The organism is Bradyrhizobium sp. B117, assembly GCF_038969555.1.
In the GTDB taxonomy this organism is placed as follows: Bacteria; Pseudomonadota; Alphaproteobacteria; order Rhizobiales; family Xanthobacteraceae; genus Bradyrhizobium.
Genome location: NZ_CP152414.1, coordinates 5,621,003 through 5,635,305, shown reverse-complemented (window position 1 = coordinate 5,635,305; position 14,303 = coordinate 5,621,003). Strand labels below are relative to the sequence as shown.

Here is a 14,303-nt window from a genome sequence, read left to right as displayed (position 1 = left end):
GTTGCTAGCAGCGACGATGCCGCTGGTGGTGAGCTTAAACGTCCCTGGGGTAAGTTTCAACCAGTTGGTTGATTACGGCCGGAGCGAATGCAGCACGAGGTCGGCGACGTGGCGGCGGCGGGCGCGCCGCGCAGCCCGGCTCGACAGGTCCTTGCCGAAGATCGCCGACAGCGTCGGCGTGTTGGAGAGATAGAAATAGCTGAGGCCGGCGATGGAGATGTAGAGCTGGATCGGGTCGATCCCTTTGCGGAACACCCCGGCGCGGACGCCCTCGTGCAGGATGTGGGACACGCTCCGGACCAGCGGCGAGTGCATCGCCTCGAGCCGCGTCGAGCCGCGGACGTGGCGGGCGCCGCCGCGGTTCTCGTCGTTCAGCAGTACGATGAAATCAGGGTTGGTGGCGAGGTAATCGAACGAGGCTTCGATCAGCTTCCGGATCGCCTTTTCCGGCGGCAGGCCTTCGAGATTGAGCTGGCGCTCCTGCTCGCGGATATCAGCGTAAACCCATTCGAGCACGGCGAGATATAGCGCGTCCTTGTCGCCGAAATAGTGGTAGACCAGCTGCTTGTTGACGCCGGCGCGCTCGGCGATCTCGTCGACGCGGGCGCCCGCAAAGCCGTGCTTGGCGAACTCCAGGCGGGCCGCCGTGAGCAGCTTGTTGCGGGTGGCGACGGGGTCGCGCCGCTGCGGCACGGTGTCGCCTGAACGTTTTGCGGGCATTTCCAACCAAACAGTTGACAAGTTGAGGGCGGCCTTGTTGCATTGGTATCCTCACATGGGGAGAGCGACAAGCCGGGTCGCGGGCACAGGGAGAGATGCGATGAAGCGTTTGCAGGCGGCTGTTGTGGCGCTGGTGCTCGGTCTGCCGGCGGTGCCGGCCAGCGCGGGCGAAGCGGTCAATCTGATCCTGAACTGGACGCCGACGGCCGACCACTCGCCGTTCTATTACGCCAAGGCGCAGGGCTGGTACGAGAAGGCCGGCATTGACCTCACCATCGAGGTCGGCAAGGGCTCCGGCGTCTCCGCCGCCAAGGTCGGCTCCGGCGGCTCGCCCTTCGGCATCGCCGATCTCGCCACCATGCTGGTCGCCAAGAGCAAGGGCGCCGACGACGTCGCGCTGATGAGCATCTACGCCAACACCGGGCAGACCTTCTACTGGCTGAAGAGCTATGGCGTGAACGGCGTGAAGGACTTTCCGAACCACAAGATCGGCAATCCGCCCGGCGATGCCTCGCGCGTGATGTGGCCGGCCTTTGCCAAGGCCGCGGGCATCGCCCCTGACTCCGTCAGCTTCGTCAATATCGGGCCGACCGCGAAGATCGCCGGGCTCAAGAGCCACACCGTCGACATCATCAGCGACTTCTACAACGAGCACGATCTGAAGGTGATCGAGTTCGGACAGGACCTCGGCTACGTCAACTGGAAGGACATCGGGCTCAACCCGTACGGCAATTCGCTGATCGTCAACGGCGCCTATCTTCAGAAGAATCCCAAGCTCGTCGAAGATTTCGTGCGCATCTCGCAGAAGGCCTTTGCGGCCTGCGTCGCCGACGTGACGCCGTGCCTGAAGGCGCTGCTCGATCAGGTCTCCGGCCTCGACAAGGAGAACCAGGAGCGCCAGTGGGAGCGCATCAAGTTCCTGATGACCGACGAGTTCACCACCACCAAGGGCCTCGGCTGGATCGACGGCGAAAGGATGAAGAAGGACTACGAGCTGGTCCAGACCTATCTCGGCATGGAGAAGCCGTTCGACGTGACGACGGCGTTTTCGACCAAGATGCTGGATCCGAGCATCAAGATGGATGCGAGCAAGGTGAAGAAGTAGGGCACGCGGCCTGATGGCGGCCGCGCGTCGTCAACTTTTTTTCATGTCGTACACGTGTTCGGGCCCGGGAAAGGCGCGCGAGCGCACGTCGGCGGCATACGCCTCGATCGCGGCTTCGATGGCCGGACCGAGATTGCCGTAGCGCCGGACGAATTTCGGCGTTCGCGGCGATAGCCCCAGCATGTCCTCGAGCACGAGCACCTGGCCGTCGCACGCCGCGCTCGCGCCGATGCCGACCGTCGGGATTGCAATCGCCTCGGTGATCTTGCGCGCCAGCGGTTCGGCCACGGCCTCGACGACGACCGAGAATGCACCGGCATCGGTGACCGCCTTGGCATCGTCCTCGATCGGCCCCCAATCCGTTTCGCTGCGCCCCTGAGCCCGGAACGAGCCGAGCGTGTTGATGGATTGCGGGGTGAGGCCAATATGTCCCATCACCGGGATGCCGCGCCCGGACAGGAATGCGATCGTCTCGGCCATGCGGACGCCGCCTTCGAGCTTCACCGCGCCGCATTGGGTTTCCTTCATGATCCGGACCGCGGAGTTGAACGCCTGCTCTTTGGAGGCCTCATACGATCCGAACGGCATATCGACCACGACCAGCGCCTGCCTGGACCCGCGCATCACGGCTGCGCCCTGGAGGATCATCATGTCGAGCGTAACAGGCACCGTGGTCTCGAAGCCGTGCATGACGTTGCCAAGGGAGTCTCCGACCAGAATGACGTCGCAATGCCGGTCCACCAGCGCTGCCGTATGCGCATGGTAGGACGTCAGCATGACGATCGGCTCGCCACGCTTGCGGGCCCGAATGTCCGGCGCGGTCTTCCGCCTGATGGACGACTGAACTGACATGCTCGGGCTCCATATCCGGGGGGAGGCGGATCGAAGCCAGATGCCATTGGCATGTCAATGCGGGATGATTGACGTTGCGATCAAAATGGACGCGAGCAAAGGTGAAGGAAGAGGGGGCAGCGCCCGCCCCACACACCGGTGTCATGCCCCGGCTTGACCGAGGCATCCAATACGCCGCGGCTTCTCAACTGACCCACAACCGTCTCGGAGTACTGGATCGCCCGGTCGAGCCGGGCGATGACAGTGGCGTGCTGGGCGAGGGCGTCCGTCCAACGCTCGCCCGGGGCCCTGCCGGTCATCGCAGCGCAGCTCGCCCCCACGTAACCCCACAGCGGAATTAACCAGCCATTAACCAAATCGGCCGCATCGTTAACTATTCAATAACGGGGATCGAGTCGGCCGTCATGGAGGCTGCAGCAAAAGTCCAACGCCAAATGGTGCGCCTGCGCGGGCGCTCCTATGTGGCCTTCGTATTCGTGCCGACGGTTCCGATTCAGGACTGGCTCCAGGAGATCGATACCACGATCGCCCGCTCGCCGGGCTTCTTCGTCGGCCGGCCCGTGGTGGTGGACCTGTCCTCGGTCGACCTTAGCCAGTCCGGCATCGGTCATCTGCTCACCAGCCTTCAGGACCGCAACATCCGCGTGCTCGGCATCGAGGGCGTGGACGAATCGCGGCTGACACCGGCGATGCCGCCGCTGCTCTCGGGCGGGCGAAGCTGCGTGGTCGAGCCGAGCGCGCCGAAGAAGCCTGAGGCGAAGGCCGATGCCAAGCCGACCTCGCTGCTGCTCGAGGCGCCCGTGCGCTCCGGCCAGACCGTGATCTTTCCCGAAGGCGACGTCACCATTCTCGGCTCGGTCGGTTCCGGTGCCGAGGTCGTCGCCGGCGGCTCCATTCACGTCTATGGCGCGCTGCGCGGCCGCGCCATGGCGGGCGTCAATGGGCACAAGAGCGCGCGGATTTATTGTCAGAAGATCGAGGCCGAACTGCTTGCAATTGATGGGTTTTACCAGACTGCGGACGACATCGATGCCGCCTTGCGCGGCAAGCCGGCGCAGGCCTGGCTGCAGGGGAATACCATGCGAATTACAGCACTGAACTGACCAGCAAAGGAGACATTTCAGATGAGTAAGGTACTGGTCGTGACGTCAGGCAAGGGCGGGGTCGGCAAGACTACGACGACCGCCGCGCTAGGGGCTGCGCTCGCGCAACGGGGCGACAAGGTCGTCGTCGTCGATTTCGACGTCGGCCTGCGCAACCTCGACCTTGTGATGGGCGCCGAACGCCGCGTGGTGTTCGACCTCATCAACGTGGTGCAGGGCGTCGCGAAACTCCCCCAGGCGCTGATCAAGGACAAGCGGCTCGATAACCTCTGGCTGCTGCCGGCCTCGCAGACGCGCGACAAGGACGCGCTGACGGAAGAGGGGGTGGGCAAGGTCATCGCCGAGCTGCGCAGCCGCTTCGACTGGGTGATCTGCGACAGCCCGGCCGGCATCGAGCGCGGCGCCTCCATGGCGATGCGCTTCGCGGACGAGGCCGTGATCGTGACCAATCCGGAAGTCTCCTCGGTGCGCGATTCCGACCGCATCATCGGCATGCTCGATTCCAAGACCGTGCGGGCCGAGAAGGGCGAGCGCGTCGAGAAGCACATTCTCATCACGCGCTACGATGCCTCCCGCGCCGCGCGCGGCGAGATGCTGACGATCGACGACATCCTGGAAATCCTCGCAACGCCCTTGCTCGGCATCATCCCCGAGAGCCAGGACGTGTTGAAGGCCTCCAACGTCGGCACGCCGGTGACGCTCTCGAACGCGGATGGTGCGCCGGCGCGGGCCTATATGGACGCGGCCAAGCGCCTCTGCGGTGAGAGCGTGACGATGCATGTTCCCGCCGAGCGCAGGCGTCTGATGGATCGCCTGCTGCGACGGAGGGCTGCATGAGCATGGGTCTGCTTCGACTTCTTCGCGGCAAGAAAGCCTCCGCACCGGTCGCCCGCGAACGGTTGCAGATCCTGCTTGCGCATGAACGCGGACTGCGCGGCCAGCCCGATCTGCTCGGTGTGCTGCGTGAGGAAATCCTCGCCGTCGTTTCCAGGCATGTCACGCTGGATCCGACCAAGGTCATCGTCCGGCTCGAGCGCGGCGACGAGGTCTCGACCCTGGAGGTCGATATCGAGGTGCCCAACGATATCGAGCGCAAGAGGGTCGCCGTCGGGTAGGGGACCTGACGAAGGCTGCCAACCTTGGCGTACTTGGGGTGGGTGAACAGGCGGTCCGCCGGGCATGGCGGGCCGCCTTTGTTGTTGTGTGGATGTGGACCGGCGCGGAACGAGGGCGGCGGCTCGATCGTTGTCAGAGACCGCGGAGCGCCGAGCCGGGCGCCGCGGTTTCCTGAAATAGGAGAGCGCCCATGATGTCCGAGGTCCAGGTCCACACCATCGCGCGCCAGATGCTGGAAAAGCACGGCTTCGCTGCGATTGCGAAGGCCGCCGAGCAGGCCCAGGCCTGCGAGGGCCGCGGCGAGGCCGATGAGGCCAACGAATGGCGCCACATCGAGGCAGCCATGAAGATCATGCGCGGCCCTACCCAGGGCTGACCGCGGAAATGTCCGGTCAGCGCTCCTCGTGATCCGGTCCTTGTGCCGGGGCGCGGTGTTGCGTCTGCGGCTGGGCGCGCTCGCCGGTTTCCTTGCAGGGCAGCTGCTCCCACGATCCGTCCGCTGCCTGCTGATAGGCGCTGCACGATGACGACGGGGCCGATTTGTCCTCGCCTTTCTGGGCTTCGGAATTCTTCGCCGGTGCCGGGGCAGTCAGCACGGAGCCGGCCATGAGAGCTCCGGCGAAAACGAGGTTGGCAATTCGCATGGGGGGTCTCCTGTTCGAAGCAGGCCGCATGCTGGTGATGATTGTGACGAATATTTGCCAACGCGGCGGTTCCACGCCGCGATGCTTAACGGCGCCTCATCGTCCGGCGGGCTCGATGGCAATGGCGTTGCGTCTGGCGCAGGCGCGCAGCCAGCCGATCACGCCCGGGTGCACCGAGAACTCGTAATTGTCCTCGATCGTCTTGGCCTTGATCGCCAGGACCGAACCCGTCTCGATCGCTTCGGCCAACGCGGCCCCATGCTGCGGGAATAGACCGATCTCGTCGGGGCCCTCGACCTGCGCGGAGAACGCCTCGAACGGCGCATTGCCGATTCTCAGCGTCGCCTCGATGGCCTGGCCTTCCGGCCGGTTGAGCTTGGAATCCTTCAGCATCATGGTCAGCCCCTTCGCGCGGCTGACGATCAGGAAAATTCCGAGACGGCGCTGCGGCGCGGGCGCGTCCGTGCCGATGAGATAGCGCCGGCGGATGAAGCAGGCGACGATCGCCCCGTCGCCGTTGCGCAGCTCGGATGCATCCCAGCCTTCGATCTTCTGCTTGTCCTCGATCCCGGGCGGGCCGGCCGGCGTCGGCGGGGTCACCGAGATCTTCGGCGAGCGCGGGCGCGCCGCCGGCAGCTCCGGCGCATCGGGATCGGTCGGCTTGTCGATCGCGATGTCAAAGGTCTTGCCGCATTGCTTCAGCCAGCTCAGCGCATCCGCCGGCAGATTGAGTGCGATCGGTCCGGAATCGACGCCGGCCCCGTCCGAGCGCAGCGTGACGTCCCGCGCCTTGCCGAGTGCCGCCAGCATGCCCTCGGCATCGCCCGGATGCAGCGCGAAGGCGTTGCCGACCGGGAAGCCGATCGCGGGGAAGCTGCGGCCGTCGATGACGATCTCGGCCTGGTCGTCCAGCACGCGTTCGCTCGGCATGCCGTCATCCATCAACATGAGGGAGAGGCCCAAGCCGCGGCTGATGTTGAGGGCGAAGGCGGTGTCGACCTTGCCGCCCGCCTTGCTGCGTTGCCTCGGCGCAATCAGCACGCATTGCCTCACCTTGCCGTCAGGGCCGACCTGGGGCAGGGCGCTCCATACCCCTTGCGGAAAGCGCACTTGCTTGCCGGCGACCGGATTGTCCGCGGTCGCGGCAAAAGCGGGGAGGGCCAAATTGGCGGCGACGATCAGCGCAAGCGCCGCCATCCGGCGCGTCCAAAGCATATCGGCAGACATGGCCCCTCTCGCATTGTCCTCAGCTCGAAGCATTGGACTCGGAGGGGCGCGCCAAGGTTCACCGGCAAAGCCGGGCCGCCGAGGGCGGCTAGCCGCCCTTGCTGCGGATCAGGCCGGCGAGATTGGTCTTCTGTGCCTCGCACCAGCCGGGCATGCCGAGGCGGCGCTGATCCATGTCGGTTGCCTGCGTCGCCACCGCGACCTCGGCCATTAGATCGTCGTCCTGCTTCTCGCCCATCTTGCCGCCAGTGTGCATCCAGGCGATCGCCTTGCGCACCTTCTCGGTGGTGCCGTCGGGCAGCTGCATCTGCTGTGCCTTCTGCACGAGGTCCTGATAAACGAGATCCGTGCCTGGGCATTCGACCTTGGCGGCGAAGGCCTGCAGGACCATCGTCACATAGGTCGAGCGGACTGGCGCATCGCCCGCTTGGGCCGGCGCGGCGATCAACAACAGGCCTGCGATCAGAAAACCGGTGCGCATTCTTGGGTATCCTCCTCGATTTTTTTGGGAGGCTAGCGTCAGGCGGGCCGCTTCGCAATGGTGCCGGGACGTAATTGTGGCGCCCCGATGTGGTGCGCTATCGTAGCGGATATCCCGGCCACGGAGAGCGACATGAGCCTGTTCAGCACCCCGTTCGATCCCGCCCACGATATCGCGCTCGTCACCGGCGCCGGTAACGGCATCGGCCGCGCGATCGCGCTGGCCCTGGTCGGCGAGGGCGTCCGGACCATATTCGCCGATGTGAGCGCGGAGCGGGTGAGTGCCGCGATCGGCGCGAGCAGCTCGCCTGAGCTGGCGGTGCCCTGGGTCGGCGATCTCGCGAAGCTCGAGGCTTGCGACGAGCTGCTGGCCTCAGCGCATGCCGCGCTGGGCGATGTCACGCATTTCGTGCACAGCGCCTCGCCGCCGCGGCGCGAGGCCGATCATGCGCTCGCGGTCGACCGCAGGACGTGGCAGGAGATGCACGCCGTCAATCTCGACGCCGGCTTTCATCTGGCGCGCGAACTTGCAAAACGGCTGATCGCGGCGAAGCGGCCCGGCTCGTTCCTGTTCCTCACCTCGCTGCATGCAGGCACGCCGCGCAACCTGCCGCATTATTCGACGACGAAGGCGGGGATGGCGATGCTGGTGAAGGAGCTCGCGAAGACCTTTGGTCGTCACAACATCCGCGTCAACGCGCTGGTGCCCGGCGCGATCGCGGCAGGCGGGTTCGTTGCCGATGCCTCGCTGGCGAAACACATTCCGCTTGGGCGCCTCGGCGAAGCAAACGACCTCGCGCCGATGGCGCTCACAGTGCTCCCGAACAAGCTGTCAGCCTATGTCACCGGCGCAGCGTTCGTCGTCGACGGCGGATTGTCGCTGACGAACTGGTTCGAAGCGCCGGTGCTGGAAGATTAGCGCTGCCAGGCCGGCACAGGATCGAGCGGCGTGCGATAGACCTCGTTGTGGTCGCGATCGGTGACGCGCACCGCGCAGCCCCTCTGCTGCAGCTCCGGCTTCACCTGCGACAGCTCGCATGCGAGCTGAACGGCGCGATCCGAAGCGACCTCGATGTCTTCGAGGATGATTCCGCCCTGGTTCTTGAACTCTTCACCAACCACGAGATCGAAGGAGTAGTATGGCATCCGAATTCTCCGGTGTGACGACCCAAATTCCCAAAAGGAAGCCTTCGACGGAAGTCTTCACAACATGCTGGATCGTACCACTGAGTCGATATTTATCGGATGAACAAGCCGCACAATCTCTGTGCCTAAGGCGCAGAAATGATGAGCAATGAACGGCATCGTTAAGATTTTATTAAATATGTCCGCGTGATCATGAAGCATGGAATTGCAGCAGAACCGGGCTCCGGGAACCGGCAGCTGCAAGAGAAGGCCGGCGGCATAGATCCCGACGGCCTTTTCTCTTGAAGCTTTCGTCGCGAACTTGCTTCACGAGAGCGTCCTTGGCGAAGACGAGTCAGCATCGCTTCCCGTAATCACCCGGACTCAACGCATCGCATCGACTCGGACAGCGTGCAGAGACGCTGACTGGTGTTCGTCTAGTGCACCGGCATCGGCGGACGCACGACTGGTCCGTCGTCATCGGCAACAGCCTGCGTCGTCGTCACGGGCGCGACCGGCGGCGGTGCCGCGGCTGCCTGTGATGGCGGCGGCGGTGGCGCGAGCGGTGCGGGCGAGTAGGCCGGCATGTAGGTGCGCGACACGACCGGCTTCGGTTTGCGAACCGGCGGCGGTGCGGGTCGCGGCGGAATCGCAGACACGCGCGCGCGCGGATCGACTGGCTTGACCTCGGCCACGGGCTTCGGCACTGGCGGCTTGGTCATCTCGCGGGCCAGCTGCTCCTGGCCGGCCTTCAACTCGGCGATGGTCGTCTTGAGCTGCTCGATCTGCTGCGCCATCGCGGCCATGTCGCGCGTCATCGACTCCATCGATTGCGTCGCATCGGGCTGCGTTGCTGCGGTGGCGGCCGCAGGTTGAGCCGGAGGCGGCGAGGCAGATTGATCGGCGGTTTGATCGATCGCCGCAGGCGGGGCATCAGCTGCCGCGGGCGGGGCGGCCTGTGCAGCGGCGACCGGCGCCGTCTGCGGTGTCGAAGGCAGCAGCTGTGATGTCGCAGGCAGCAGCGAGGCCAATACCGGCGTCCATTGCGCGAGCATCTGCCTTGCGGTGTCGCCGTGCTGCTCCCAGGCGATCGCGGCCGCCGCGCTGCCGCCCGCAAACAGAAATGCGACAGATGCGCCGCGCAGCCACGTGCCGACTGCGGATCGCTTCCGCCGGCCGTGACCATCGCCGGCCTCGACTCGCACCGTGGCGTCGACCGACGGGGCCGCAGCTGGGGGCCCGTAGACGATGCTGATCTTTTGCTCCGGCGCGAACTTCGGCTCCGGGCGAGTCGCGATGTCAGGCGCCAGCGCCGGAGAAACGCTGATGGGGCGTGAAGCCAGCACCATATCCGGCGAAATCTGAACCGCATCGTGCGGATCGTTGTCCTTGATCGTGTCCTTCACGATCTCATCGACGATTTGCTTGCTGTTCAGCGTCGCGAGCATCGCAGCTCCTTTGAAGCGCTCTTCGTCCGCATTGGCGCGAGCCGATTCGTTGAGGTGAGCCCATTCCCAAGTCCCATGACGCACGAGTCCAGCCGGGTTTGACCAAAGCAAGGCGAGGCGGTGGAGATGATGCGGCGCTCTTCCGCCGTTTGTGGTGATGGAACCCGGTCGATTGAACACGCGCAATTGTTCCCGGTCTGCCTTGTTTTCAGCACGATTTGGGCAGCATCTGGAGGGGCTGGGGGCGCTGCTGCTATCTGCTATCGGGGGGCCGGTGGTGCCAAAATCTCTGATCACTTTGCTCATCGTTGCCTTGCTGCCGCTTGGCGGCTGCGTGCAGACGACGCTCTCGCCATCGACGGATGCGAGCATGACGTTGCGCGACCGGCAGTTGCTCGCGCATACGCCTTACGCGCAGGCGAGCGTGCCTGAGCAATATCTGCGTCACATCGTCGACTATCCACGCAAGGAGCAGCCGGGCACGATCCTGGTCGATACCGACGCGCGCTATCTCTATTACGTGCTGCCCGACGGCAAGGCGATCCGCTACGGCGTCGCGGTCGGCGAGGAGGCGATGGCCTTCTCCGGCGTCGCGCGCGTCGGGCGTCTCGCGGAATGGCCGGACTGGGTGCCGACCGCAGAAATCCAGGCGCGGCTCGGGCCGTATCCGGCGCGCGTTCGCGGCGGGCCCGCCAATCCGCTGGGCGCGCGCGGCATCTATCTCTATGTCGGCAACAAGGACACGCTCTACCGAATCCACGGCACCAACCAGCCCGAATATATCGGGCAGGCGATCTCGTCCGGCTGCATCCGGATGCGCAATGAGGACGTGATCGATCTCTACGACCGGGTGAAGCTCAATTCGACCGTCGTGGTGTTGCCGCCGGGCCAGAACGCGAGGGTCGAGGCGGGGCCCAGCTGGCACGGGTAAGGCGCGGGATTCTGCGCGTAGCGGTCGCGGCGCTCACTCAAGCGTGAAGGCGCGCGCGATCGGCGCTTCGTCCAGAGTGAAATACCTCACAGTCTTTTTGCTGCGGTTGCGTTATGCCCCGATGGCTCGTTGCCATCGGAGGCATCATGCAGAAATTCTTTCATCCATTGAATGAGACTGACCGCCGTGTTGTCCGGAAGTGGCGGCTCGCGACACTCGGCTTTTATGGATCGCTCCTGGCCGGCATGGCGCTCTTTGTGGCCATGCATTGGAATGCGGAGGTGAATTACGCCTCGGTCGATTCCAGCGTGCACGCGAAAACGGTCAGCACGCCGGGGCGCTGATCCGTCTGCCGCCGCTCCTTACTCGTCAGGCCGCGCGATGCGCCATTGCAGCGTCGTGGCGTTGCCGTTGGCATCGCCCGGCGCCTTGTCGGCGGGTGACGTATAGAGCGGGCGATAGCGGTACGCCCACATCTTGCTGCCGTCGTTGCGGCTGATCACGGTGAAGTCCCCGACGGCCTTGGCGTCGGCCGTTGCCTGCAGCGGCACCCAGCTCTCGGTGCACTTGCCGTTGCAGTTCGAGGTCTTCCCGGTGGTGTCGCGCTCGTACGTGTAGAGCGTCATGCCCTTGAGATCGACGAGCTTGGGACCCTGCTTGGTCAGGACCACCTTCGCTGGTGCGCTGGTCGCCTCGGGCTTCGGCGGAGAAGGGGCATCGCCGCCGCCATGGCCGTTCGCGAGCGCAGGGACGGTCGAGAGCGCAACCGCCGCGGCAAAAATGACCAATCTGCGCATTCCAAGCTCCCAACCGGCAAAGTTAATCGCGCGTAAAGCGCCGAATGTTGCCGACGGTAGCAGCCGAAGGTTAGTTCCAGGTTTCGCACGCCTGCGGCAATTACGGACAAACGACGGGACCAAAAACCCCGGATTATGCGTGGGTCTCGCGCAGCGGGGCGCGGCTGAGCTCGTTGCCGGCCGCGATGGCCTTGCGCAGCAGTCGCACCAGCTCGTCGCCTTCTTTCGCGGTGAGGCCCCGCAGCATGATGCGCTGGGCCTCCTCCACCGCCGGCGTGATCCTGCGCAGCGTGCGCCGGCCCTCGTCCGTGATCTCGAGCTCGCGGGCGCGGCGATCGCGCGGACTGGCGCGGCGCTCGGCAAGACCCTTCTGCACCAAGCGGTCGATCACGCCGGTGATGGTGGTGCGGTCGTAGGCGATGAGGCCGGCGAGCGTCACCTGGTCGAGCCCCGGATTGGCCTTGATGGTCGCGAGTGCGGCGTATTGCACCGGCGTGAGGTCGAAGCCGGCATCGCCGACCTCCGCCAGGAACACCGCCACCGCGATCTGCTGGAACCGGCGCGCCAGATGCCCGGGCATGTCGTTGTGGTCTTTCACCGTATTCTCCTTGAGCGCAGGGAGGAGCAGGATCGTTGACGAGTATACTGATAGTCAGTATACTGATCAATATCGAAGAAGACGTTGACGGGAGAGGTGCTCATGCAATTCCATCTCAATGGATTTCGGCCGGGCGATCCTGAGATCGCCGATCCCGCCGAGCGCATTCAGGCTTCGGGCGCGCTGGGCGCTGTGCCTGACGAGGTCGATGTGCTCATCGTCGGCTGCGGCCCTGCGGGCCTCACGCTCGCCGCGCAGCTCGCGCAATTCCCTGACATCAAGACCTGCATCGTCGAGCAGAAGCCGGGACGCCTGCTGGTCGGGCAGGCCGACGGCGTCGCCTGCCGCACCATGGAGATGTTCCATGCCTACGGCTTTAGCGAGCGCGTGCTGAAGGAGGCCTATTGGGTCAACGAGACCACGTTCTGGAAGCCCGACAAGCGGGCGCCGGAAAAGATCGTCCGCAGCGGCAGGGTCCAGGACGTCGAGGACGGCCTGTCCGAATTCCCGCACGTCATCCTCAACCAGGCGCGCATCCATGACGGCTTTCTCGACGTCATGCGCAGATCGCCGGCCAAGCTCGAGCCGCACTACAGCCGCCGCCTGCTCGATCTCGCGGTCGATCTGGCCGCGGGCCCGGCCGATCATGCCGTGACCGTGCGCCTCGAACGCGTCGATGCCGCGAACGAAGGGACGATCGAGACCATCAAGGCGCGCTACGTCGTCGGCTGCGACGGCGCGCGCAGCACGGTGCGCAAGTCGATCGGTCGCGAGCTGCATGGCGATTCCGCCAATCACGCCTGGGGCGTGATGGATGTGCTGGCGGTGACCGACTTTCCCGATATCCGCTTCAAGGCGCTGATCCAGTCGGCGAAGGACGGCAGCCTGCTGATCATTCCGCGCGAGGGCGGTTACATGGTGCGCCTCTATGTCGAGCTTGCCAAGCTCGACATCGGCGAACGTGTCGCCAACCGCAATATCACCGCCGATGACGTGATCGCGAAAGCGCAGCGGATCCTGAAGCCGCATACGCTCGAGGTGAAGGAGATCGCGTGGTGGTCGGTCTACGAGATCGGCCAGCGCCTCACCGACAAGTTCGACGACGTGCCGGAGGCAGAGATCGAGAGCCGCCTGCCGCGCATCTTCATCGCCGGCGATGCCTGCCACACCCACAGCCCGAAGGCCGGGCAGGGCATGAACGTCTCGATGCAGGACGCCTTCAATCTCGGCTGGAAGCTCGCCGCCGTGCTGCGGAAGCAATGTGCGCCACACCTGCTACATTCCTATTCGGCGGAACGGCAAGCCGTTGCGAAGGAGCTGATCGACTTCGACCGCGAATGGGCGGGGATCCTGGCGTCCGCTGCGAAAGCCGGCGGAGCCGATGCAGCCAAGACGCAGGACTATTTTGTCCGGCACGGCCGCTACACCGCGGGCACGGCGACGCATTACAAACCATCGATCCTCACCGGCGCGGCGTCGCATCAGCGTCTCGCCGAAGGCCTCGTCATCGGCAAGCGTTTTCACTCTGCGCCGGTGATCCGGCTGGGAGACGCCAAGCCGGTGCATCTCGGCCATGCCGGGCAGGCGGATGGCCGCTTCCGAATCTACGCGTTTTCTCCCGCGGAAGATCCGGCGGCCGCGGGCTCAGCCATCCGCGCGCTGTGCAATTTCCTCACCAGCGCGAAAGAGTCGCCAGTGCGGCGCTATACGCCTGCTGGCGCCGACATCGACAGCGTGATCGATCTGCGCGCGGTGTTTCAGCAAGATCATCGCGCGCTCGCGATCGAAGCGATGCCGCCGCTGCTGCTCCCGCGCAAAGGCCGCTATGGTCTGATCGACTACGAGAAGATGTTCTGTCCGGACCTCAAGAGTGGCCAGGACGTGTTCGCCATGCGTGGCATCGACCGGAAGGCCGGCTGCACGGTGGTGGTGCGACCGGACCAGTACGTCGCGACCGTGCTGCCGCTCGACGATTTTGCTGCGCTTGCGTCGTACTTCGACGGCTTCATGCTGCAGGCGAGCTGAGGGCAAACAGCGCTTTCAGCGCCGTGCCGATGAACGGCGAATGAATATTGAACCGTGCGCGGCGTGCATCTCAATCTTTTCGATGATGCAGCGACCGCGCGCGGAACGCTCGTTTCGATGGCGCGTTCGGCC

General features: G+C 65.0%; 18 protein-coding genes. 9 read left to right on the top strand and 9 right to left on the bottom strand.

All coding sequences use genetic code 11. The features are described 5' to 3' along the window. Nucleotides 1-72: 72 nt before the first annotated feature. Nucleotides 73-720 carry a TetR/AcrR family transcriptional regulator gene (locus AAFG16_RS27680; protein ID WP_342730362.1) on the bottom strand — a complete coding sequence of 216 codons (648 nt, stop codon included), beginning with the start codon at nucleotides 718-720 and terminating at the stop codon, nucleotides 73-75. A gap of 100 nt (nucleotides 721-820) precedes the next feature. On the opposite strand from AAFG16_RS27680, the gene AAFG16_RS27675 reads away from it, so the two are divergent. Beyond that, nucleotides 821-1,825, top strand: coding sequence for an ABC transporter substrate-binding protein (locus AAFG16_RS27675; RefSeq protein WP_342730360.1), 1,005 nt, complete (start codon nucleotides 821-823; stop codon nucleotides 1,823-1,825). A gap of 30 nt (nucleotides 1,826-1,855) precedes the next feature. Here the strand turns inward: AAFG16_RS27675 and panB are convergent, their stop codons facing one another. After that, nucleotides 1,856-2,677 (bottom strand): 3-methyl-2-oxobutanoate hydroxymethyltransferase, encoded by an 822-nt coding sequence (panB, locus tag AAFG16_RS27670; protein ID WP_342730358.1) that lies wholly within the window; start codon nucleotides 2,675-2,677, stop codon nucleotides 1,856-1,858. Nucleotides 2,678-3,081: 404 nt separating this feature from the next. Between panB and minC the strand changes: the two genes are divergently transcribed. The 4 genes from minC to AAFG16_RS27650 all read left to right on the top strand — a co-directional run bounded on the left by minC (nucleotide 3,082) and on the right by AAFG16_RS27650 (nucleotide 5,272). Next, entirely contained in the window at nucleotides 3,082-3,780 is a 699-nt protein-coding gene (gene minC, locus AAFG16_RS27665) for a septum site-determining protein MinC (RefSeq protein WP_342730356.1), read from the top strand. Nucleotides 3,781-3,801: 21 nt separating this feature from the next. Further along, nucleotides 3,802-4,617 (top strand): septum site-determining protein MinD, encoded by an 816-nt coding sequence (gene minD / locus AAFG16_RS27660; RefSeq protein WP_283079522.1) that lies wholly within the window; start codon nucleotides 3,802-3,804, stop codon nucleotides 4,615-4,617. Further along, nucleotides 4,614-4,895, top strand: coding sequence for a cell division topological specificity factor MinE (gene minE / locus AAFG16_RS27655; protein WP_283079521.1), 282 nt, complete (start codon nucleotides 4,614-4,616; stop codon nucleotides 4,893-4,895). Before minD ends, minE begins: the two co-directional genes overlap by 4 nt. 191 nt (nucleotides 4,896-5,086) lie before the next feature. Then, a complete protein-coding gene (locus tag AAFG16_RS27650; RefSeq protein ID WP_283079520.1) occupies nucleotides 5,087-5,272 on the top strand; it encodes a hypothetical protein in 186 nt (61 codons plus the stop codon). A 16-nt stretch (nucleotides 5,273-5,288) separates the two neighbouring features. Here the strand turns inward: AAFG16_RS27650 and AAFG16_RS27645 are convergent, their stop codons facing one another. The 3 genes from AAFG16_RS27645 to AAFG16_RS27635 form a co-directional block, all read right to left on the bottom strand. Further along, the gene (locus AAFG16_RS27645; protein ID WP_342730353.1) at nucleotides 5,289-5,540 is read right to left on the bottom strand and encodes a hypothetical protein; all 252 of its coding nucleotides are present in this window, start codon (nucleotides 5,538-5,540) and stop codon (nucleotides 5,289-5,291) included. A gap of 96 nt (nucleotides 5,541-5,636) precedes the next feature. Next, the gene (locus AAFG16_RS27640; RefSeq protein WP_342730351.1) at nucleotides 5,637-6,767 is read right to left on the bottom strand and encodes a hypothetical protein; all 1,131 of its coding nucleotides are present in this window, start codon (nucleotides 6,765-6,767) and stop codon (nucleotides 5,637-5,639) included. Between the two features lie 88 nt (nucleotides 6,768-6,855). Beyond that, complete coding sequence (locus AAFG16_RS27635) at nucleotides 6,856-7,248, bottom strand: hypothetical protein (RefSeq protein ID WP_027557742.1); 393 nt, start codon at nucleotides 7,246-7,248, stop codon at nucleotides 6,856-6,858. 132 nt (nucleotides 7,249-7,380) lie between these two features. Between AAFG16_RS27635 and AAFG16_RS27630 the strand changes: the two genes are divergently transcribed. Then, the gene (locus AAFG16_RS27630) at nucleotides 7,381-8,166 is read left to right on the top strand and encodes an SDR family oxidoreductase (protein ID WP_342730348.1); all 786 of its coding nucleotides are present in this window, start codon (nucleotides 7,381-7,383) and stop codon (nucleotides 8,164-8,166) included. On the opposite strand, the gene AAFG16_RS27625 is transcribed toward AAFG16_RS27630, so the two are convergent. Both AAFG16_RS27625 and AAFG16_RS27620 read right to left on the bottom strand, forming a co-directional pair. Next, complete coding sequence (locus AAFG16_RS27625; protein WP_283079516.1) at nucleotides 8,163-8,393, bottom strand: hypothetical protein; 231 nt, start codon at nucleotides 8,391-8,393, stop codon at nucleotides 8,163-8,165. The two genes, AAFG16_RS27630 and AAFG16_RS27625, sit on opposite strands and share 4 nt — an antisense overlap. A 416-nt stretch (nucleotides 8,394-8,809) precedes the next feature. Continuing rightward, on the bottom strand, nucleotides 8,810-9,820 hold the full coding sequence (locus AAFG16_RS27620) for a hypothetical protein (RefSeq protein ID WP_342730346.1): 1,011 nt from the start codon (nucleotides 9,818-9,820) through the stop codon (nucleotides 8,810-8,812). A 277-nt stretch (nucleotides 9,821-10,097) separates the two neighbouring features. On the opposite strand from AAFG16_RS27620, the gene AAFG16_RS27615 reads away from it, so the two are divergent. Continuing rightward, nucleotides 10,098-10,751: a L,D-transpeptidase gene (locus AAFG16_RS27615; RefSeq protein WP_342730344.1), complete on the top strand. Its 654-nt coding sequence runs from the start codon at nucleotides 10,098-10,100 to the stop codon at nucleotides 10,749-10,751. A 146-nt stretch (nucleotides 10,752-10,897) separates the two neighbouring features. Then, nucleotides 10,898-11,095, top strand: a complete 198-nt coding sequence (locus AAFG16_RS27610; RefSeq protein WP_283079513.1) for a hypothetical protein — start codon at nucleotides 10,898-10,900, stop codon at nucleotides 11,093-11,095. Between the two features lie 18 nt (nucleotides 11,096-11,113). Here AAFG16_RS27610 and AAFG16_RS27605 read toward each other — a convergent pair whose 3' ends face one another. Beyond that, entirely contained in the window at nucleotides 11,114-11,548 is a 435-nt protein-coding gene (locus AAFG16_RS27605; protein ID WP_283079512.1) for a hypothetical protein, read from the bottom strand. A gap of 133 nt (nucleotides 11,549-11,681) precedes the next feature. Further along, nucleotides 11,682-12,146 carry a MarR family transcriptional regulator gene (locus AAFG16_RS27600; RefSeq protein ID WP_342730342.1) on the bottom strand — a complete coding sequence of 155 codons (465 nt, stop codon included), beginning with the start codon at nucleotides 12,144-12,146 and terminating at the stop codon, nucleotides 11,682-11,684. A 102-nt stretch (nucleotides 12,147-12,248) separates the two neighbouring features. Between AAFG16_RS27600 and AAFG16_RS27595 the strand changes: the two genes are divergently transcribed. Continuing rightward, on the top strand, nucleotides 12,249-14,171 hold the full coding sequence (locus AAFG16_RS27595; protein WP_342730340.1) for an FAD-binding monooxygenase: 1,923 nt from the start codon (nucleotides 12,249-12,251) through the stop codon (nucleotides 14,169-14,171). Nucleotides 14,172-14,303: the final 132 nt, after the last annotated feature.

What these genes read in the sequence shown, in the direction of transcription:
- AAFG16_RS27680 (WP_342730362.1), bottom strand. Translation starts at nt 720, where the DNA reads ATGCCCGCAAAACGTTCAGGCGACACCGTGCCGCAGCGGCGCGACCCC.
- AAFG16_RS27675 (WP_342730360.1), top strand. Translation starts at nt 821, where the DNA reads ATGAAGCGTTTGCAGGCGGCTGTTGTGGCGCTGGTGCTCGGTCTGCCG.
- panB (WP_342730358.1), bottom strand. Translation starts at nt 2,677, where the DNA reads ATGTCAGTTCAGTCGTCCATCAGGCGGAAGACCGCGCCGGACATTCGG.
- minC (WP_342730356.1), top strand. Translation starts at nt 3,082, where the DNA reads ATGGAGGCTGCAGCAAAAGTCCAACGCCAAATGGTGCGCCTGCGCGGG.
- minD (WP_283079522.1), top strand. Translation starts at nt 3,802, where the DNA reads ATGAGTAAGGTACTGGTCGTGACGTCAGGCAAGGGCGGGGTCGGCAAG.
- minE (WP_283079521.1), top strand. Translation starts at nt 4,614, where the DNA reads ATGAGCATGGGTCTGCTTCGACTTCTTCGCGGCAAGAAAGCCTCCGCA.
- AAFG16_RS27650 (WP_283079520.1), top strand. Translation starts at nt 5,087, where the DNA reads ATGATGTCCGAGGTCCAGGTCCACACCATCGCGCGCCAGATGCTGGAA.
- AAFG16_RS27645 (WP_342730353.1), bottom strand. Translation starts at nt 5,540, where the DNA reads ATGCGAATTGCCAACCTCGTTTTCGCCGGAGCTCTCATGGCCGGCTCC.
- AAFG16_RS27640 (WP_342730351.1), bottom strand. Translation starts at nt 6,767, where the DNA reads ATGTCTGCCGATATGCTTTGGACGCGCCGGATGGCGGCGCTTGCGCTG.
- AAFG16_RS27635 (WP_027557742.1), bottom strand. Translation starts at nt 7,248, where the DNA reads ATGCGCACCGGTTTTCTGATCGCAGGCCTGTTGTTGATCGCCGCGCCG.
- AAFG16_RS27630 (WP_342730348.1), top strand. Translation starts at nt 7,381, where the DNA reads ATGAGCCTGTTCAGCACCCCGTTCGATCCCGCCCACGATATCGCGCTC.
- AAFG16_RS27625 (WP_283079516.1), bottom strand. Translation starts at nt 8,393, where the DNA reads ATGCCATACTACTCCTTCGATCTCGTGGTTGGTGAAGAGTTCAAGAAC.
- AAFG16_RS27620 (WP_342730346.1), bottom strand. Translation starts at nt 9,820, where the DNA reads ATGCTCGCGACGCTGAACAGCAAGCAAATCGTCGATGAGATCGTGAAG.
- AAFG16_RS27610 (WP_283079513.1), top strand. Translation starts at nt 10,898, where the DNA reads ATGCAGAAATTCTTTCATCCATTGAATGAGACTGACCGCCGTGTTGTC.
- AAFG16_RS27605 (WP_283079512.1), bottom strand. Translation starts at nt 11,548, where the DNA reads ATGCGCAGATTGGTCATTTTTGCCGCGGCGGTTGCGCTCTCGACCGTC.
- AAFG16_RS27595 (WP_342730340.1), top strand. Translation starts at nt 12,249, where the DNA reads ATGCAATTCCATCTCAATGGATTTCGGCCGGGCGATCCTGAGATCGCC.